This is a genomic window from Arthrobacter sp. B0490 (genome assembly GCF_002929355.1).
Classification (GTDB): domain Bacteria; phylum Actinomycetota; class Actinomycetes; order Actinomycetales; family Micrococcaceae; genus Arthrobacter_D.
Genome location: NZ_PJIR01000005.1, coordinates 67,715 through 83,629, shown reverse-complemented (window position 1 = coordinate 83,629; position 15,915 = coordinate 67,715). Strand labels below are relative to the sequence as shown.

Genomic DNA, 15,915 nt, shown 5'->3' with positions numbered 1-15,915 from the left:
CGCGCCGCACCATCGGGACCGGCCCTCTGCGACACTGCTGCCCACCGGCTGATGCAGCCCGCGGGCGTCGTCGCCCCTGCCCGCCCGAGCTGACGTCGCCCCTCACGCCCGAAGAGCCACCGCGCTCGGGCGGGCGTGCAGCGCCCTGTTCCGACCCGCCGGACGACCCGCTCCGGACCACTCGCTCCGCATGGGATGCCCCACGATGCGCCCCGCGAGGGGTCCCCCTACAACCGGAAAGCCCCGCGGCGCGTGCCGCGGGGCTTTCGTACAGGTGACTCCCCCAGCTAGACCCCCGAGTAGCTGTGCAGTCCCGAGAAGTAGATGTTGACGATCGTGAAGTTGAACACGATGCAGAGGTATCCGACGATCGACAGCCAGGCGGCGCGCGTCCCGGTCCAGCCCCGTGTCGCGCGGGCGTGCAGGTAGCCGGCGTAGCACGTCCAGATCACGAAGGTCCAGACCTCCTTGGTGTCCCAGCCCCAGTAGCGGCCCCAGGCCTGCTCGGCCCAGATGGCGCCGGCCATGAGGGTGAAGGTCCAGCCGACGAACGCCACGGCGTTGAGGCGGTAGGACAGGTTCTCGAGGCTCAGGGCGGACGGCACCAGGCGCAGGAACCTGGCATTGTCGGCCTTGCCCGCGAGGAGCTTGGCCTCCCGCGAGGTCTGCAGGAGCTGCAGCACGGACATGGAGAACGTGATCGTGAAGAGCGCCGAGGACGCGACGGCGATCGAGACGTGCACGATCAGCCAGTAGCTCTGCAGGGCCGGGATCAGTCGGGCGACGGGCGTCGGGAAGCCGACGGTGGCGGCACAGATCATGATGACGACGAGTCCCAGCACGAACGAGCCGACGAAGCGGAGATCCTTGCGCGTGAGCGTGACGAGGAAGATGAGGGCGACGAGGAAGGCGCCCGTGGTGCAGAACTCGTACATGTTGCCCCACGGCACCCGGTGGGCCGCGACGCCCCGCGTGATGACGGCCGCACCGTGGATCAGCGCCGCCAGGACGGTCAGCGAGACCGCGACGCGGGCCAGTCCACGCCGGGGGCCGGAGCCGTAGTCCATGGAGTCGTCGGCCGTCGCAGGGCCTGTGGGAACGGCGGCCGTCGTCGGGCCCGACTCACGCGCACCCACCCCTGCGAAGGTGCGGGCGGGAGCTGACTTCTCGTCGGCGAGGCGCGATTCGAGCGCCCCGATGGTCGAGCTCGACTTCACGAGGTCGAGCACGAAGAAGATCAGGGCCACCACGTAGGCGATGGAGGCGAGCAGCATGAAGAGCTCACTGACCTGCCCGAGCTCGGCGTTGACTGGTAGTGGCATCAGTTGTCCTTTGCGTTGTGGTGCGCGTGCCCGGAGCCGGCTGCCGACTGCGCGGCGTCCTGCTCCCTATGTTCCCCCGCGGTACCGGACGGGACCAACCAGCGGTCCGCCAGCAGTTTCTCGACCGCCTTGGCCTCCGCCGTGAGCCGGTGGTCCTCGCCGCGTGCCAGCAGCCCGTACTCGAGCATGATGCGCCCGTCCGGGTGTTCACCCGTCCTCACCCACAGCCTGCGCCTCCCGATGAACAGGGACGCCGTCAGGCCGAGCAGCGCGAGGGTGGAGAACACGAGGGCTCCCACCTCGCCCGGATCGTGGTGGATGTCGAGCGCGACGTAGCGCTTGAGCCCGTCGAAGGTGACCGACCCCTTGCCCTCGGGCAGGTCGTACGTCTCGCCGACGCCGAGCACGATCCCGCCGTCGTCGTTGTTCCGGCTGTTGAGCTCTGTCAGGTTCTCCGTGTCGAGGACGTAGACGTTCTCCGGGGTGCCGTCGTCGAGACCCAGGTCGCCGTAATAGGAGTTCAGGTTGAGCTGGGGGTTGAAGGGGTCCGGGTCGCGCGAGAAGGAGACGCCCTCCTCGTCCACGAAGGCCGTGGGGAGGAAGAACCCCACGAACCCGAGCTGGTCCGGCTTGGCGTCGGGTGCCTTGAGGACGACCAGGGACGTGTAGAGGGCGTCGGACGGGACCGAGACGACCGGTCCCTCGGAGGCGATGTTGCCCTCGCCGTCGCGCACGGTCACGACGGGCGCGTAGCCGTTCCCGACGAGGTACACGTTCGTCCCGCCGATGGTGAGCGGCGCGTTGACCTTGAGGACCTGCTGCTCCTCGTCCTCGCCCGGGCCGTCCTGCGTGGTGACCTTCGCGGTGAAGTCGAGCGGCTGCCCGTAGTGGCTCATCTGGTCCCGGTCGAAGCGGACGTCGAAGGTGTCGAGGCGGAGGGAGTAGGGCGAGAGCCGGTCGTCGGAGAAGTTGGATCCGGGGCTGAAGCTGTCGTAACCGATCAGCGTGTTGACGAAGCTGTCGCCCTCGACGATGACCTTCTGCCCGTTGTAGCCGAAGAGCCCGCCGACGGCGACCGAGACCAGGACGCCGATCAGCGACGTGTGGAAGACGAGGTTGCCGAGTTCCTTGGCCAGGCCACGCTCCGCACCCACGGAGGGCCGCTCGGTCCCGGCGTCGCGCACCTCCACGCGGTAGCCGCGTTTCCTGAGGAGCACGGCGGCCTGCTCGACGGCGGCGGTAGGAGTGAGCCCCGCGTCGCGGGCCCGCCCGGCGGGCACTTCGAGCGTGCCGTAGACGGGCAGGCGGGAGAGCCGCTTCGGCGTGCGCGGAGGCTTCGAGCGGACAGCCCTGAAGTGCGCGATCGCGCGCGGGATCACGCAGCCGATGAGCGAGACGAAGAGCAGCAGGTAGATCGCGGAGAACCAGACCGACGAGTAGACGTCGAAGAGCTGGAACCAGTCGAGGACGGGCCCGGTGTCCGGGTTGTCCTGGAGGTACTGCGTCACGACGGCGGGATTCGCCGGGCGCTGCGGGAACAGCGAGCCGGGCACGGCCGCGACGGCGAGCAGCAGCAGGAGGAACAGCGCCGTCCGCATGCTCGTCAGTTGCGTCCAGGCCCATCGCAGGGTGCCGAGGAGCCCGAGCGAGGGCAGGACGACATCGGACCTGGCACCCGTGGTGCCCGTCCCGTCCCTCGTGTCCTTCGAAACGTCCTGCTTCACTGTGGCCTTCCGTCGTGTCGGTGCTCGTGGTGCTCGTCGTGGTGTCCGTGGTGGTGCTCGTCGTGGTGGTGCTCGTCGTGGTGTCCGGTCGGACCGCCCGGTCAGATCGGCAGGACCACGTTGCCGATCAGCAGGTCCTGGAGCTGCGTGATGAGGAGGTTCCAGACGCCGCTCACCATGAGCACGCCGACGAGCACCAGCAGCCCGCCGCCCGACCGCTGCAGCAGCAGCCGGTGCCGCCGGAAGAAGGCGAGAGCTCCCATGCCGCGGCGCACGCCGAGCGCGATGAGCAGGAACGGCAACCCGAGGCCCAGGCAGTAGACGAAGGTGAGCACGGCACCCTTGAGGGCCGTGGCGTCGTCACCGGAGATCGCGAGCAGCTGGACGGCACCGAGCGTGGGCCCGATGCAGGGCGCCCAGCCCAGTCCGAAGGTCACCCCGAGGAGGGGGGCTCCCAGCAGGCCTGCCGGCACCCTGGCGTGGACCCGGCTCTCGCGCTGGAACCAGGAGAGGCCACCCATGAACACGATGCCGAGAAGGATCACGACGACGCCGAACACCTGGATGAGCCAGCCCTGGGAGACGCGCAGGAAGGCGCCGAGCTGACCGAACAGCGTCCCGTAGGCCATGAAGACCACGGAGAAGCCGAGGACGAACAGGCCGATCCCGGCGACCATGCGCCCCCTCTTCTGCTTCTCGAGATCCACTCCGGTCAGCCCGGTGACGTACCCGAGGTAGCCGGGGACGAGCGGCAGGACGCAGGGCGACGCGAAGGAGACGAGGCCGGCCAGCAGGGCCACCGGCAGGGCGAGGAGCATGGAACCGTTGAGGACGGTGTCGGCGAAGCCGTTCCCCGCGGCGAACGGCACGGACACGGCCGAGCCCACCGGCATCGTCGGGAGGTTCATCGGCGCGGCGCGGCGGACGCGCTATTCGGCGAGGGCATCATCGATCAGTGCCTCGAGGGTGCTGCGGTCGGCGAGTCCGAGGATCCGGGCCGATACGCGCCCCTCGCGGTCGAGGACGATCGTCGTCGGCACCGCCTGCGGCGGTACGTACTGCGTCATGTCGAGCAGCACACCGCCGTCCTTGTCGTCGAAGCTCGGGTAGGGGATGTCGAAGCTGCGTTCGAAGGCCTCGGCGGTCGCGCGTTCGTCGCGGATGTTCACGCCGTAGAAGGCGGCACCCTGCGGCTGGAACTCGTCGTGCAGCGAGACGAGGCTCGGCGCCTCCTCCCGGCAGGGGGCGCAGGAGGCGTACCAGAAGTTGAGGACGGTGACCTGCCCGTCCCAGTCCGCGCTGGACACGGCGGTGCCGTCGAAGAGCTCGCCGGACAGCCCGACGGGCTCTCCCCGGTCCGCGGCCGCGTACTCGGTGACGGAGCCGTCACCCGCGATGTAGTTCTTGCCGTCACCCGCGGCGGCCTGCTGGGCGAGCGGGTCCTCCGCAGCGCACGACGTCAGCACGAGGGAAACCGGCACGGTGAGGGCCAGGGCCATCCCCAGCCCGACGAGGGGGCGGCGCTTCGTGGAGCGTGCGGTTGGAGTCACGGCTTCTTCCGTTGATTTCTACGACGTGTAGTAATTCTATTACGCGCCGGGGACATTCGCCGCACCCGGCAGCAGGTCGGCGCACGGCTCCGTGTAGCGCACCCGCTGGACGGTGTCGCCGACGAAGTCGAGCGACGTGATCGAGGTGAGGGTGCATTCGCGCTGCCGCGGGTCGTGCCACAGGCGGCGGTGCTCGGCGGCGAGCCGCGTGACCCAGATGGGGAGCTGGTGGCTGACGAGGATCACCTCGGCGGGTCGGTCCGGGTCGTCCCCGGCGAGCTCGACCGCCCGGCGTCGCGCATCCTGGACACCCGCCATCACGCGCTCGGCCTGCCGCGCGTACGGCTCTCCCCAGGAGGGCCGGAACGGGTTGACGAGCAGCGGCCAGTACCGCGGCTGGCGGAGCCTGCTCTTGATCCGCGACATTCCCTCGAAACGGTTCTCCGCCTCGATGATGCGGGCATCCGTGGTGATGGCGAGATCGAGCGCCTCCGCGACCGGCTGCGCCGTCTCCTGCGCCCGGACCAGGGGCGATGCCACGAGGTGCACGATGTTGGCCCCCGCGCGGCGCTGCTCCTCGAAGTGGCCTGCCACCTGTTCGGCCATGCGCCGGCCCAGCTCGGAGAGGTGGAATTCGGGGAGCCGGCCGTACAGGACGCCCTCGGGATTGTGGACCTCACCGTGGCGCACCAGGTGGACGGTTGATCGCTGCATTCCTCCAGTTTCCCGCATGCCCGCACGCGAGGGCGAATCGGTGGAGTCCGCGCCCCCGGGGCGGCGGATGGTCAATGGTTGAACATTTTACTGATTTGTGGAATAAATCATGCATACGCATGCTTATCTAGGGCGTAAGCATCTTCCGGTCCACCTCAGGAGTTCACCATGACTGTTCCCTCCAATCTCACCGCAGGTACCTGGTCCTTCGACCCCGCGCACAGCGAGGTCGGTTTCAGTGTCCGCCACGCCGGCATCAGCAAGGTGCGCGGCTCCTTCAAGGATGTCGATGCCTCCCTCACCGTGGGTTCCTCCCTCGAGGACTCCAGCATCTCCGCGACCATCAGGACGGCGTCCTTCACCTCGGGCGACGACAACCGCGACGGTCACGTCAAGGGTGCCGACTTCTTCGACGTCGAGGAATACCCCGAGATGACCTTCGTCTCCACCTCCCACGAGGGCTCGGGTGAGACCTACCGCATCAACGGCGACCTCACCATCCGCGGCATCACCAAGTCCGTGGTCCTCGACGCCGAGTTCAACGGCGTGGCCGTGGACCCGTTCGGCGCCACCCGCGCAGGTGTCTCCGCCTCGACCAGCATCTCCCGCAAGGACTTCGGCCTGACCTGGAACGCGGCCCTCGAGGCCGGCGGCGTCCTGGTCGGCGACAAGGTGACCATCACCATCGAGGCCGCCTTCGTGGCTCCCGCCGTCGTCACCGCCTGATCCGGCGCGGCCCCGAGCCGCCCCCACGCCGAAGGCCGGCGCCGCCTCCCCGACGGCGCCGGCCTTCGGCGTCCGGCCCTGTTCCGTCCGGGAACCGACGAACTACGCTTGCAGGAACCACATCCACGCCAGGGACGTCCATGGGGGCACCAGCGGATGGATGACCGGACACGAGCGCAACGGAGGACGCCGAATGAGCACACCACAGGACACCCCAGGCACAGGGCAGGGCAGAGAACAAGGCTGGAACCCGCCCGCCACGACCGGGAGCGGCCAGAACCCCGTCGGCCCGGACGGCACCCAAGGGCCGTCCGGACAGCGGGGCCCGTACGGCTACCAGGCGGCGCAGCCCTCGGGCTACGCCTACCCCGGCGGCGGCGCGGTACCCCAGCAGGCGGACAAGGGCCCCGCCCCGAAGGAGGTCATGAGGGCCTACTACCTCATCCTGGCCGCCGGCATCCTCTACCTCGTGTCCTCCATCATCTCGTCGCTGACGACGGAGATGCCCGACGTCGCGGGTGCGGGCGTCGGGGTAGCCTTCGGCCTGGTGTTCGCGGTCGTCTTCACCGCCATCTACGTGGTCCTGGCCGTCTTCATCCGGAGGGGCCGGAACTGGGCGCGCATCACGGCGACCGTCCTGGCCGCCCTCGACGTGCTGGCGGTGTCCGCCACCCTCCTGCTCATGCCGCTAGTGAGCCAGGCTGCAGAGGCCGGCGGTCAGGCGGTGCCGCCCACGTCAGGGCTTGCGACGGCCCTCAGCGTGATCGTGATGCTCCTCGGCGTCGCCGGCGTCGTGATGACCTGGCTGAAGCCCGCACGGCCCTACTTCGCGCCGCAGAAGCTCGGGTACTGACCAGGCAGCCGTCGATCGCGGCGAGCGAACTGGTCGCCGATCACTGGGCGTGGGAGATCGGACCGAGGTCCGGCTCCTGCGCCCTTTGTGCGTGGTAGGCGAGGATCTGCAACTCCGTGGCCATGTCCACCTTGCGCAGCTGCACGTGCGGCGGAACCTGCAGCACCACGGGCGCGAAACTGAGGATGCTCGCGATGCCCGCGGCAACGAGCCGGTCGCACAGCTCCTGAGCGACCGCTCCTGGCACGGAGAGGACCGCCATGTTGGTGCGCGTGCGCTCCAGCACCGCCTCGAGGTCGTCGATGGCGCTCACCCGGAGGTACCCGACCTCCGACCCGACGACGAGCTGGTCGGCGTCGAAGAGCGCGACGATCTCGAAACCCCGTGAAACGAACCCGGAGTAGCCCGCCAGCGCGCGGCCGAGGTTTCCCGCACCGATGATGGCCACACGCCAGTCGAGAGTGAGCCCGAGGGCGATGGAGATCTGCCGGTTGAGGACCTGTACGTCGTAGCCGACCCCCCGCGTGCCGTAGGAACCGAGGTACGAGAGGTCCTTGCGGAGCATGGGCGAGTTGACCCCTGCCGCGTCCGCGAGCTCCTCGGAGGACACGCGGTCGACCCCTTCCGCGAGCAGTGCGTTGAGGGCCCGCAGGTAGATGGTGAGGCGGGCCACGGACGCGGGCGGGATGCGGCGTGCCCCATCCCCGACGGGATGGAGACCAGGCATGTCCGGCGTTGTCACTGTCATCGGCTCCGTTGCTAGCGCCACCGTCCGCGGTGAGCGGGCGGACCGTCCGGTCCCTCGTCGTCGGGGGGCGGAAGTACCCCCACTGTATGCCGACGGTGCGGGGTCACCAAGCCGGGGGCTGCGCCCTGGACGGGCTCACAGGCCGGACGGACGGGACAGCAACCGGCGCAGCCGGCCTTCGTCGATCGTCCAGAAATCGCGCTGCACGCCGTCGATGAACAGGACGGGCAGTTCCTCGGCGAAGCGCGCGCCGAGCGCGGGCGCCTGGGCCACGGAGAGCTCCCGCCAGCCGACGCCGACGTCCGCGGTCACGCGCGCCACCACGTCCCGCGCGTCCTCGCACAGATGGCACTCGGGGCGGGTGAGGAGGACGACGCCGGGCCCCGGCATCTCGGCAGGCAGTTCCATCCCCCCACCGTACTGCCGCGCCGCGGGGAAGGGCCGGGAGAGAACTACACTCGGAACATGCCGGACGCACCCCGGGGCACGCGGCCCCTCCCAGAGCCTCCGGCACCGCACAGGGGCGAGGCGGCGTTCTTCGACGTCGACAACACGCTGATGCGGGGCGCGAGCCTCTTCCACGTGGCCCGGAAGATGTACCAGCGGAAGGCGTTCACCCTGCGGTTCGCGGCGGGACTGGCCTGGAAGCAGCTCCGTTTCATCATGCGCGGCGAGACCATGACCGATGTGAACTCGGTCCGTGACGCAGCCCTGGCCTTCGCCATCGGGATCGCCCACGAGGACATCCTGGCGCTCGGCGAGGAGGTCTACGACGAGATGATCGCGTCCAAGATCTGGCCGGGCGCCCGGGCCCTGGCCGAACAGCACCTCACGTCGGGCCGACAGGTCTGGCTGGTGACGGGGACACCCGTGGAGGTGGCGGGCGTCATCTCGAGCCGGCTGGGCCTGACGGGCGCCCTCGGGACGGTCGGGGAGGTGGCCGAGGGACTCTACACCGGCAAACTGGTCGGCGAGTTCCTGCACGGGCCGGCCAAGGCCGCCGCGATCCTGGTCCTCGCGGAACGCGAGAACCTCGACCTCTCACGCTGCTGGGGCTACAGCGACTCCTACAACGACATCCCCCTGCTGACCGTCGTCGGACACCCCGTCGCGATCAACCCCGACAACCGCCTGCGCCGCCATGCCCGCGCCAACAACTGGCCGGTGTACGACTTCCGCAGCGGGCGCCGCGCCGCGACGTTCGGGCTCCGTGCGGCCACCCTCGCCGGGTCCGTGTACGGACTGTGGCGCGGGTTCTCGCGCTTTCGGAGCCGCTGACCCCACTCCCCCGTCCGGGGAGGATCCACCCGGGAACGACGGCGGCCCGGCTCCCCTGCCACGAGGGCGGGGATCCGGGCCGGTCGGCAGGCCCCGGCTCGAGGCCGGGCGCCTGGCTACTTCTTGTTGCGGCGCTGGTGACGGGTCTTGCGAAGCAGCTTGCGGTGCTTCTTCTTGGCCATACGCTTGCGGCGCTTCTTGATTACTGAACCCATAGAGTCCTCACAGACTGTCGTGGTGCCAGCACCGACCGCGGCCGGGAACCGGCGGGCCTGCACTGGTGGCGGATGGCGTGTGCCTGCTGGCAGTTGCCCTGGTGATGCAAAAAGTCGGGCGGGTGAAAACCCGCCCCAAACGCTCCTTAACAGGGTACATCCGTTTGGAGAACAGGCCTGACGGCTCAGGCGCTCTCGGACTGTCCGTCGACCTGGGAGTTGCGGAGGAACTCCCCCACTGCGGATTCGGGGACGCGGTAGGAGCGGCCGAACTGCACCGCCGGAAGGTCTCCTGCATGGACGAGCCTGTACACGGTCATCTTCGAGACGCGCAGGAGATCCGCCACCTCGGCGACCGTCAGGAACTGCACATCCGAGAAGGTGTTCCCGTCTGCCATCTCACCACTTTTCCTTTGCATGGAGGCCCGCGCTTCGTCCGACCGGCATCGAGAAGCATACCCCGGGGCGACTGTACGGCGTGTCGCCTTGTAGCAAAAGGATTGTCCGTCTAAGGGCCAACTGTAGTGGCAGATGTGACAGAAGTGAAAGGGCGGCTAGGACGGATCGCGACGGCGGCGCAGTTGCGAGAGCAGGTCGGCAGCACGCTCGGCCGCACGTCCCATCGTCCTGCCGATCTGGGGCCTCGGGATGTCCACCTCCGCCGGTGCCGGTCCCGCGAGGACCGCGGCGGCGAGTACCCCTGCCTCCGCCGGCTCCGCTGCGGCGATGGCATCCGACACGGTCTCGGGCGCCGGATCGGGCCGCCCCTGCAGGGCCGCGCCGGGGTCGGTCGACGCAGGGGCCTGCGCTCCCGCCGCCTCGAACCCGGCCAGCCACTCACGCACGTGTCCGAGCGGCGCGGTGTCCAGGGAGTAGTAGCGCTTCTGGCCCTGGGCCCGCATCGTGACGAGCCCTGCTTCCCGCAGGACCTTCAGGTGCTTGGAGACCGTCGGCTGGCTCACCTGCAGCTCGATCACGAGCTCGCCCACGGCCTTGTCGCCGTCGCGCAGGTGCCTCAGGATCTGCCTGCGCGTGCCTTCGGCGATGACGGCGAATACATCATCGATTCCCATCCGCCCACCCTAGCGATATATGCGCCCGACGGCATCCTGCGGTTAGTCGAACCAGGGATCGAGTCCGTGCAGGGGGAACAGGGCCTTCCGCGTGGCCATCACCGTGCGGTCCAGCTCGTCGTTCGGATCGTAACCGACCTCCCAGGAGCGCCACCACGTGTCGGCGCCGTCGCCCATGAGGCGCGGAGCCTCCACGCCGTGCCGCTCGAGGACGTACTGGCGCCACGCGTCGGGCACCGGGGTCCTCGGGCCGGTGGCCGCTCCCGCCGCCACGGCGACGAGCAGGGCCCAGGACCGGGGCACGACGCTGGCGAGGGCGTACCCTCCTCCTCCGGTGGCGATCCACCGGCCCCCGCACAGGCGGTCCGCCAGGTCCCGGACGGCGACCATCATGGCGTGCTGGGCGTCGACGCTGACCCGCAGGTTCGTGAGGGGATCCTCCCGGTGGGAGTCGCACCCGTGCTGGCTCACGATGACGTCGGGCGCGAAAGCTACTGCGAGCTGCGGGACGACGGCGTGGAAGGCCCGCAGGATCGCGGCATCCCCGGCGGTCGTCGGCAGGGCGACATTCACCGCCGAGCCTTCGGCCTGCGGCCCCCCGGTCTCGTTGGCGAAGCCCGTACCGGGGAAGAGGCTCATGCCCGTCTCGTGCAGCGAGACGGTCATGACGCGACTGTCGTTCCAGAAGATGCTCTGGGTGCCGTCGCCGTGGTGGGCGTCGACGTCGATGTAGAGGACCCTCCGCGCGCCGCGGTCCAGCAGCCGCTGGATGGAGGCGGCGGTGTCGTTGTAGATGCAGAAGCCGCTGGCCCGTGACCGGGCGGCGTGGTGCATCCCGCCCCCGAAGTTGACGGCCCGCACGGCTGTGCCGTCGAGGATGGCCTCGGCCGCGCCCAGCGAGCCACCCGCGAGCCGCGCGCTGGCCTCGTGCATGCCCTCGAACGCCGGGTTGTCCTCGGTGCCGAGCCCTCGGGCGGCGTCGGAGGTGCCCGGGTTGCTGCTGACCTGCCGCACGGCCCTGATGTAGTCCGCGCTGTGGACGGTCGCGAGGTCGTCGTCGGAGGCGACGAAAGGGTCGGCGACCGCCACACCGTCGAGGTTGAGCAGCCCGCATTCCCGCACGAGCCGTGCAGTGAGGTGCAGCCGCTCCGGGTTCATGGGGTGCTGCCCGCCGAAGTCGTAGGCCAGCATGGATTCGCCCCAGACGACCTGGAGGGGCACCGCTGACCTGGAATGCGTAGACATTCCTGCAAGGCTACGCGATGGGCGATATTCCGACGACGCACCCGGTGGGATGCTTTACTACTGCAAGGGACAATCAGGACCGATCGGTACCAGCGGGGACCGGTACGGGTGAAGACGGTGCCGCTTCGGCGGGAGGACCAGTAAACGGGGCAAGCGGGCGTCAATGGTAAGTCAACAGCCACGGTGGCTGAAGGACGATCAGAACGGGTACTTCAGGCTGCTGGCCTCGATCCGCGACTTCGTCGACTCCTTCGCGAACAGCTCACCCGCACGGCTCGCCCTCTTCATCTTCACCGCCGTCATCCTCGTGTTCACGGTGCTGCTGAGCCTGCCCGTGTCGGCCAGCAACGGACAGGTCACGCCCCTGCACGACGCCTTCTTCACCGCGGTGTCCGCCGTCTGCGTCACGGGCCTCACGGTCGTGTCCACCGCGACGCACTGGTCCTTCTTCGGCCAGCTGGTGATCCTGCTCGGCATCTTCATCGGCGGGCTGGGCACCCTGACGCTCGCCTCCCTCCTCGCCCTGATCGTGAGCAAGCGCCTCGGCGTGCGCGGCAAGCTCCTGGCCCAGGAGGCGCTGAACAACGCGAGCCGCCTCGGTGAGATCGGCACGCTGCTGCGGATCGTCATCACCACGTCCGTCGTCATCGAGATCGTGCTCGCCGTCGTCCTCATCCCCCGGTTCATGATCCTCGGGGAGCCCTGGTGGCAGGCGCTCTGGCACGGCGTCTTCTACTCGATCTCCGCCTTCAACAATGCGGGCTTCACCCCCCACAGCGACGGCCTGGTGCCGTACGAGACGGACCTCTGGATCCTGACGCCGCTCATGGTCGGCGTCTTCCTCGGCAGCCTCGGATTCCCCGTGGTCATGGTCCTCGTCCAGGTCCGCCACCATTTCAGGAAGTGGACGCTGCACGCCAAGCTCACGGTCTTCGTCTCCCTGATCCTCCTGGTGGCCGGGACCTTCGCCTGGGGATTCCTCGAGTGGGAGAACGACCGGACGATCGCGAACCTGAACGTGGTCGACAAGAGCATCCACGCCCTCTTCGCCTCGGTCATGACGCGCTCCGGCGGCTTCAACCTCGTGGACCAGAACGACATGAACACCACGACCATGCTCCTGACGGACGCCCTGATGTTCGCGGGAGGCGGATCGGCGTCCACGGCCGGCGGCATCAAGGTCACCACGATCGCCGTCATGTTCCTCGCGATCGTCGCCGAGGCCCGGGGCGACTCGGACGTCCGCGCGTGGGGCCGCACCATCCCGCACGGGGTGATGCGCGTGGCCATCTCGGTGATCTTCATGGGTGCCACGCTCGTCCTGGTGGGCAGTGGCCTCATCCTCGCGATCTCCGACGAGAGCCTCGACAAGGTGGTCTTCGAGGTGATCTCCGCCTTCGCGACCGTGGGACTCAGTACCAACCTGAGTGCGGAACTGCCGCCGGCGGGTAAGTACGTCCTGTCCGCGCTCATGTTCGCAGGGCGCATGGGCACCATCACGCTCGCCTCGGCCCTCGCGCTGAGGCAACGCAGCACGCTGTACCGCTACCCAGACGAGAGGCCGATCATTGGCTGAAAGACCCGCCCATAATGCACCCGTCCTCGTGATCGGCCTCGGCCGGTTCGGTGCGGCCACCGCCGAGCAGCTCGTCCGGCAGGGCCGCGAGGTCCTCGCCATCGAGCGGGATCCGCAGCTCGTGCAGAAGTTCGCCAGCATCCTGACGCACGTGGTGGAGGCCGATGCGACGAACATCGACTCGCTCCGCCAGCTCGGCGCCCAGGAGTTCTCGGCCGCCGTCGTCGGGGTGGGTACCTCGATCGAGTCCAGCGTCCTGATCACGGCGAATCTCGTGGACCTCGGCATCGACCACCTGTGGGTCAAGGCCATCACGCCCTCGCACGGCAAGATCCTCAAGCGCATCGGCGCCAACCACGTCATCTACCCGGAGGCCGACGCCGGCCAGCGGGCGGCGCACCTCGTGGGCGGCAGGATGCTGGACTTTATCGAGTTCGACGACGGCTTCGCGATCGTGAAGATGTACCCGCCGAAGGAGACACAGGGGTTCACCCTCGCCGAGTCCTCGGTGCGTTCGAAGTACGGCGTCACCGTGGTGGGCGTGAAGTCGCCGGGCGAGGACTTCACCTACGCGCGCCCCGACACGAAGGTGTCCGGCCGCGACATGCTGATCGTGTCCGGGCACGTGGACCTGCTCGAGCGCTTTGCCGGCCGGCCCTAGCGTGCCCGGAGCCGCTCCTCGTGCGTCGGCGCGGGCGAGCAGCTCGGGCGGGTCGCGGCGTCGTGCGTCCACGGGCGATGCACCTCCGCGGGAGAACGGGCGTCCTCGGCTCCTCGGCCTGGCGGCGGCCGCCCTGGCCGGGGCCATGGTCCTCGCCGTCGTCGTCCTCGCGGCGCAGATCCACGGGCTGGACCTCTCCGTGTACAGGCAGGGTGCGCTCGCGCTGCTCGGTCGGGCCGGCGACAAGGAGCTGTACGACGACGCGCTCGTGCAGACCGATACGCGCGGACTGCCGTTCACGTATCCGCCGTTCGCCGCGATCCTCCTCGTGCCGCTCGCGCTGCTCCCGGAGGCAGTGGCCCTGGGGGTCGTCACGGCACTCTCCTGCGTCTGTCTTGCCGGCGTCGCCGTCGTCGTCGTGCGCTACCTGCAGGCCTCGGCACCCGCCCGCCCCCGCACCGCCGGGCGGACGTACGCCGCCGTCCTGGCGGCGATGCTGCTCATCGGGATCAGCGGCCCGTGGCGCGAGGGACTCGGCTTCGGCCAGGTCAACGCGCTCCTGATGGTGCTGGTCCTCGCCGACCTGCTGCGATCCACCCGCCTGCCCTCGGGCGTGCTCGTCGGGGTCGCGGCCGGTATCAAACTGACGCCGCTGGCCTTCGGCCTGGTGTTCCTCGCCCGGCGCGACTGGCGGTCGCTGGCATGGATGGCCACGTCCTTCGGCGGGACGGTGGCGGTGGGGTGGCTCCTGGCGCCCCGGGAGTCGGCCGCGTACTGGCTGGACGCGCTGTTCGACGCCTCGCGCGTGGGGGCGACGGCGGATCTCTACAACGTGTCGCTCAACTCGATCGTCGCGCAGTCCGGGCTGGCCGGGTACCTGCAGCGGCCCGCCTGGGTCCTGGCGTCCCTGGCCGTCATCGCCGTCGGCTTTGCGGCGATCCGGCAGGCCGACCGTGACGGCGACACCCTCCGCGCCATCACCGCCAACGCGGTGGTCATGCTCGCGATCTCCCCCATCTCGTGGTTCCACCACTGGGTGTGGATCGCGCTCGTCCTCCCGGTCGGCCTCGTCTTCGCCCGGCGCTGCTCGCGCACCCCGCGGACGCTCGGCCGCGTGCTGCTCGGCGCCCTCGTCCCCGTGATGCTGTTCTCGTCGATCACCGTGACCCTGACCCTCACCGGTACGGTGTCGGGCGAGGGACCCCTGCCGCTGCGGCTCTTCACGGGCCTCGGCGTCGTCCTTCCGGTCGCCCTCCTGGCCGTGTGGGCCTCACGGCCCGTCAGGACGACGGTGGATCCGCCAGTTCGCGCGTGATCGCGCCGGCACGGGCGATCGCGGCGCGGGCTCCGTCGGCGACGATCCCCGCCAGATTCGACGCCTCGAACGCCTCGATGGCCGCCTGCGTGGTGCCGTTGGGGCTCGTGACCGCCCGGCGGAGGGCTGTGGCGTCGGCGCCCTCCTCGGCGAGCATGAGGCCCGCTCCCGCGACCGTCTCCCGGGCGATCAGCGCCGACAGATCGGCGTCGAGGCCGAACTCCACGCCGGCGGCGGCCATCGCCTCGGCCAGGTAGAACGCGTACGCGGGGCCCGATCCGCTGACGGCCGAGAGCGCATCCACCTGGTCCTCGGGGATCTCCACGACGGTGCCGGCGGGCCGCAGGAGGTCGCGTGCCTGCGCCATGAGTTCCGGACCGGCGGCGGACCCGGCCGAGATGGACAGCACGCCCCGACCGAGCCGGGAGGGCGTGTTCGGCATGGACCGGATGACGGGCTGCCCCTCGGGGAGGGCGGCCTCGATCATGGCGATCGACACCGCGGCGGCAACGCTCAGCACGACGGCGGACGGTTTCAGGACGGGCCCGATCTCGCGGGCCAGCGGGACGATGCCCACGGGCTTCACGCCCAGGACGACGACGTCGGCGTCCTGCGCGGCCGTGACGTTCGCGGCGTCGTCGTCGGAGGTGGCGAGCGCCCTCACGCCGTGCCGCTCCGCCAGCTCGGCCGCCCGGGCGGACCGGCGCACGGTGGCGGTGACCAGGGCGGGGTCGAGCCCCGCGGCCAGCAGCCCCGCCAGGATGGACTCGTTCATGGATCCGCACCCCAGGAAGGCGATGCGGTGCGCGGCTCGGAGTGTCATGGCCCCATCCTGCCACGCGTGCCGTCCAGCCTTCTCCCAGCGTTCTCGGTGCTGCGGCACAAGGTGGGGGCCTATCGTCATTCCTACCTCAT

The 15,915-nt window shown here is 69.7% G+C and carries 18 protein-coding genes; 6 read left to right on the top strand and 12 right to left on the bottom strand.

Features of this window, described 5'->3' with window-relative positions:
* Nucleotides 1-287: 287 nt before the first annotated feature.
* From ccsB to CXQ97_RS09840, 5 genes are all read right to left on the bottom strand, one after another.
* A complete protein-coding gene (gene ccsB / locus CXQ97_RS09860) occupies nucleotides 288-1,322 on the bottom strand; it encodes a c-type cytochrome biogenesis protein CcsB (RefSeq protein WP_104180693.1) in 1,035 nt (344 codons plus the stop codon).
* Nucleotides 1,322-3,046 (bottom strand): cytochrome c biogenesis protein ResB, encoded by a 1,725-nt coding sequence (locus CXQ97_RS09855; protein ID WP_258062465.1) that lies wholly within the window; start codon nucleotides 3,044-3,046, stop codon nucleotides 1,322-1,324. Before CXQ97_RS09855 ends, ccsB begins: the two co-directional genes overlap by 1 nt.
* Before the next feature lie 101 nt (nucleotides 3,047-3,147).
* Nucleotides 3,148-3,939 carry a cytochrome c biogenesis CcdA family protein gene (locus tag CXQ97_RS09850; RefSeq protein WP_258062486.1) on the bottom strand — a complete coding sequence of 264 codons (792 nt, stop codon included), beginning with the start codon at nucleotides 3,937-3,939 and terminating at the stop codon, nucleotides 3,148-3,150.
* Nucleotides 3,940-3,975: 36 nt separating this feature from the next.
* Nucleotides 3,976-4,545: a TlpA disulfide reductase family protein gene (locus tag CXQ97_RS09845; protein WP_104180691.1), complete on the bottom strand. Its 570-nt coding sequence runs from the start codon at nucleotides 4,543-4,545 to the stop codon at nucleotides 3,976-3,978.
* A gap of 90 nt (nucleotides 4,546-4,635) precedes the next feature.
* A complete protein-coding gene (locus tag CXQ97_RS09840) occupies nucleotides 4,636-5,310 on the bottom strand; it encodes a histidine phosphatase family protein (RefSeq protein WP_104180690.1) in 675 nt (224 codons plus the stop codon).
* Nucleotides 5,311-5,478: 168 nt separating this feature from the next.
* Between CXQ97_RS09840 and CXQ97_RS09835 the strand changes: the two genes are divergently transcribed.
* On the top strand, nucleotides 5,479-6,036 hold the full coding sequence (locus CXQ97_RS09835; RefSeq protein ID WP_104180689.1) for a YceI family protein: 558 nt from the start codon (nucleotides 5,479-5,481) through the stop codon (nucleotides 6,034-6,036).
* 193 nt (nucleotides 6,037-6,229) lie between these two features.
* Nucleotides 6,230-6,889 (top strand): hypothetical protein, encoded by a 660-nt coding sequence (locus CXQ97_RS09830; RefSeq protein ID WP_104180688.1) that lies wholly within the window; start codon nucleotides 6,230-6,232, stop codon nucleotides 6,887-6,889.
* Between the two features lie 40 nt (nucleotides 6,890-6,929).
* On the opposite strand, the gene CXQ97_RS09825 is transcribed toward CXQ97_RS09830, so the two are convergent.
* Nucleotides 6,930-7,616 (bottom strand): redox-sensing transcriptional repressor Rex, encoded by a 687-nt coding sequence (locus tag CXQ97_RS09825; protein WP_258062464.1) that lies wholly within the window; start codon nucleotides 7,614-7,616, stop codon nucleotides 6,930-6,932.
* A 156-nt stretch (nucleotides 7,617-7,772) separates the two neighbouring features.
* A complete protein-coding gene (locus CXQ97_RS09820; protein ID WP_104180862.1) occupies nucleotides 7,773-8,027 on the bottom strand; it encodes a glutaredoxin family protein in 255 nt (84 codons plus the stop codon).
* Between the two features lie 75 nt (nucleotides 8,028-8,102).
* Here CXQ97_RS09820 and CXQ97_RS09815 point away from each other — a divergent pair, with 75 nt between their 5' ends.
* Nucleotides 8,103-8,915, top strand: a complete 813-nt coding sequence (locus CXQ97_RS09815) for an HAD family phosphatase (protein ID WP_104180686.1) — start codon at nucleotides 8,103-8,105, stop codon at nucleotides 8,913-8,915.
* Between the two features lie 116 nt (nucleotides 8,916-9,031).
* Here the strand turns inward: CXQ97_RS09815 and CXQ97_RS09810 are convergent, their stop codons facing one another.
* From CXQ97_RS09810 to CXQ97_RS09795, 4 genes are all read right to left on the bottom strand, one after another.
* Nucleotides 9,032-9,130 carry an AURKAIP1/COX24 domain-containing protein gene (locus tag CXQ97_RS09810; protein ID WP_003792170.1) on the bottom strand — a complete coding sequence of 33 codons (99 nt, stop codon included), beginning with the start codon at nucleotides 9,128-9,130 and terminating at the stop codon, nucleotides 9,032-9,034.
* A gap of 185 nt (nucleotides 9,131-9,315) precedes the next feature.
* Nucleotides 9,316-9,528 (bottom strand): helix-turn-helix domain-containing protein, encoded by a 213-nt coding sequence (locus CXQ97_RS09805; protein ID WP_104180685.1) that lies wholly within the window; start codon nucleotides 9,526-9,528, stop codon nucleotides 9,316-9,318.
* A 156-nt stretch (nucleotides 9,529-9,684) separates the two neighbouring features.
* Complete coding sequence (locus CXQ97_RS09800; RefSeq protein ID WP_104180684.1) at nucleotides 9,685-10,203, bottom strand: helix-turn-helix transcriptional regulator; 519 nt, start codon at nucleotides 10,201-10,203, stop codon at nucleotides 9,685-9,687.
* Nucleotides 10,204-10,245: 42 nt separating this feature from the next.
* Nucleotides 10,246-11,448, bottom strand: a complete 1,203-nt coding sequence (locus CXQ97_RS09795) for an acetoin utilization protein AcuC (protein ID WP_258062463.1) — start codon at nucleotides 11,446-11,448, stop codon at nucleotides 10,246-10,248.
* A 163-nt stretch (nucleotides 11,449-11,611) separates the two neighbouring features.
* Between CXQ97_RS09795 and CXQ97_RS09790 the strand changes: the two genes are divergently transcribed.
* From CXQ97_RS09790 to CXQ97_RS09780, 3 genes are read left to right on the top strand one after another with little or no spacing between them, the layout of a single operon-like run.
* Nucleotides 11,612-13,024 (top strand): TrkH family potassium uptake protein, encoded by a 1,413-nt coding sequence (locus CXQ97_RS09790; RefSeq protein WP_104180683.1) that lies wholly within the window; start codon nucleotides 11,612-11,614, stop codon nucleotides 13,022-13,024.
* Nucleotides 13,017-13,685 (top strand): TrkA family potassium uptake protein, encoded by a 669-nt coding sequence (locus tag CXQ97_RS09785; protein WP_104050125.1) that lies wholly within the window; start codon nucleotides 13,017-13,019, stop codon nucleotides 13,683-13,685. The genes CXQ97_RS09790 and CXQ97_RS09785 overlap by 8 nt, the downstream gene beginning before the upstream one ends.
* Nucleotide 13,686: 1 nt before the next feature.
* Entirely contained in the window at nucleotides 13,687-15,000 is a 1,314-nt protein-coding gene (locus tag CXQ97_RS09780; protein ID WP_104180682.1) for a glycosyltransferase 87 family protein, read from the top strand.
* Here CXQ97_RS09780 and proC read toward each other — a convergent pair.
* Nucleotides 14,966-15,823, bottom strand: coding sequence for a pyrroline-5-carboxylate reductase (gene proC, locus CXQ97_RS09775; RefSeq protein WP_104180681.1), 858 nt, complete (start codon nucleotides 15,821-15,823; stop codon nucleotides 14,966-14,968). The genes CXQ97_RS09780 and proC overlap by 35 nt on opposite strands.
* Between the last annotated feature and the right edge of the window lie 92 nt (nucleotides 15,824-15,915).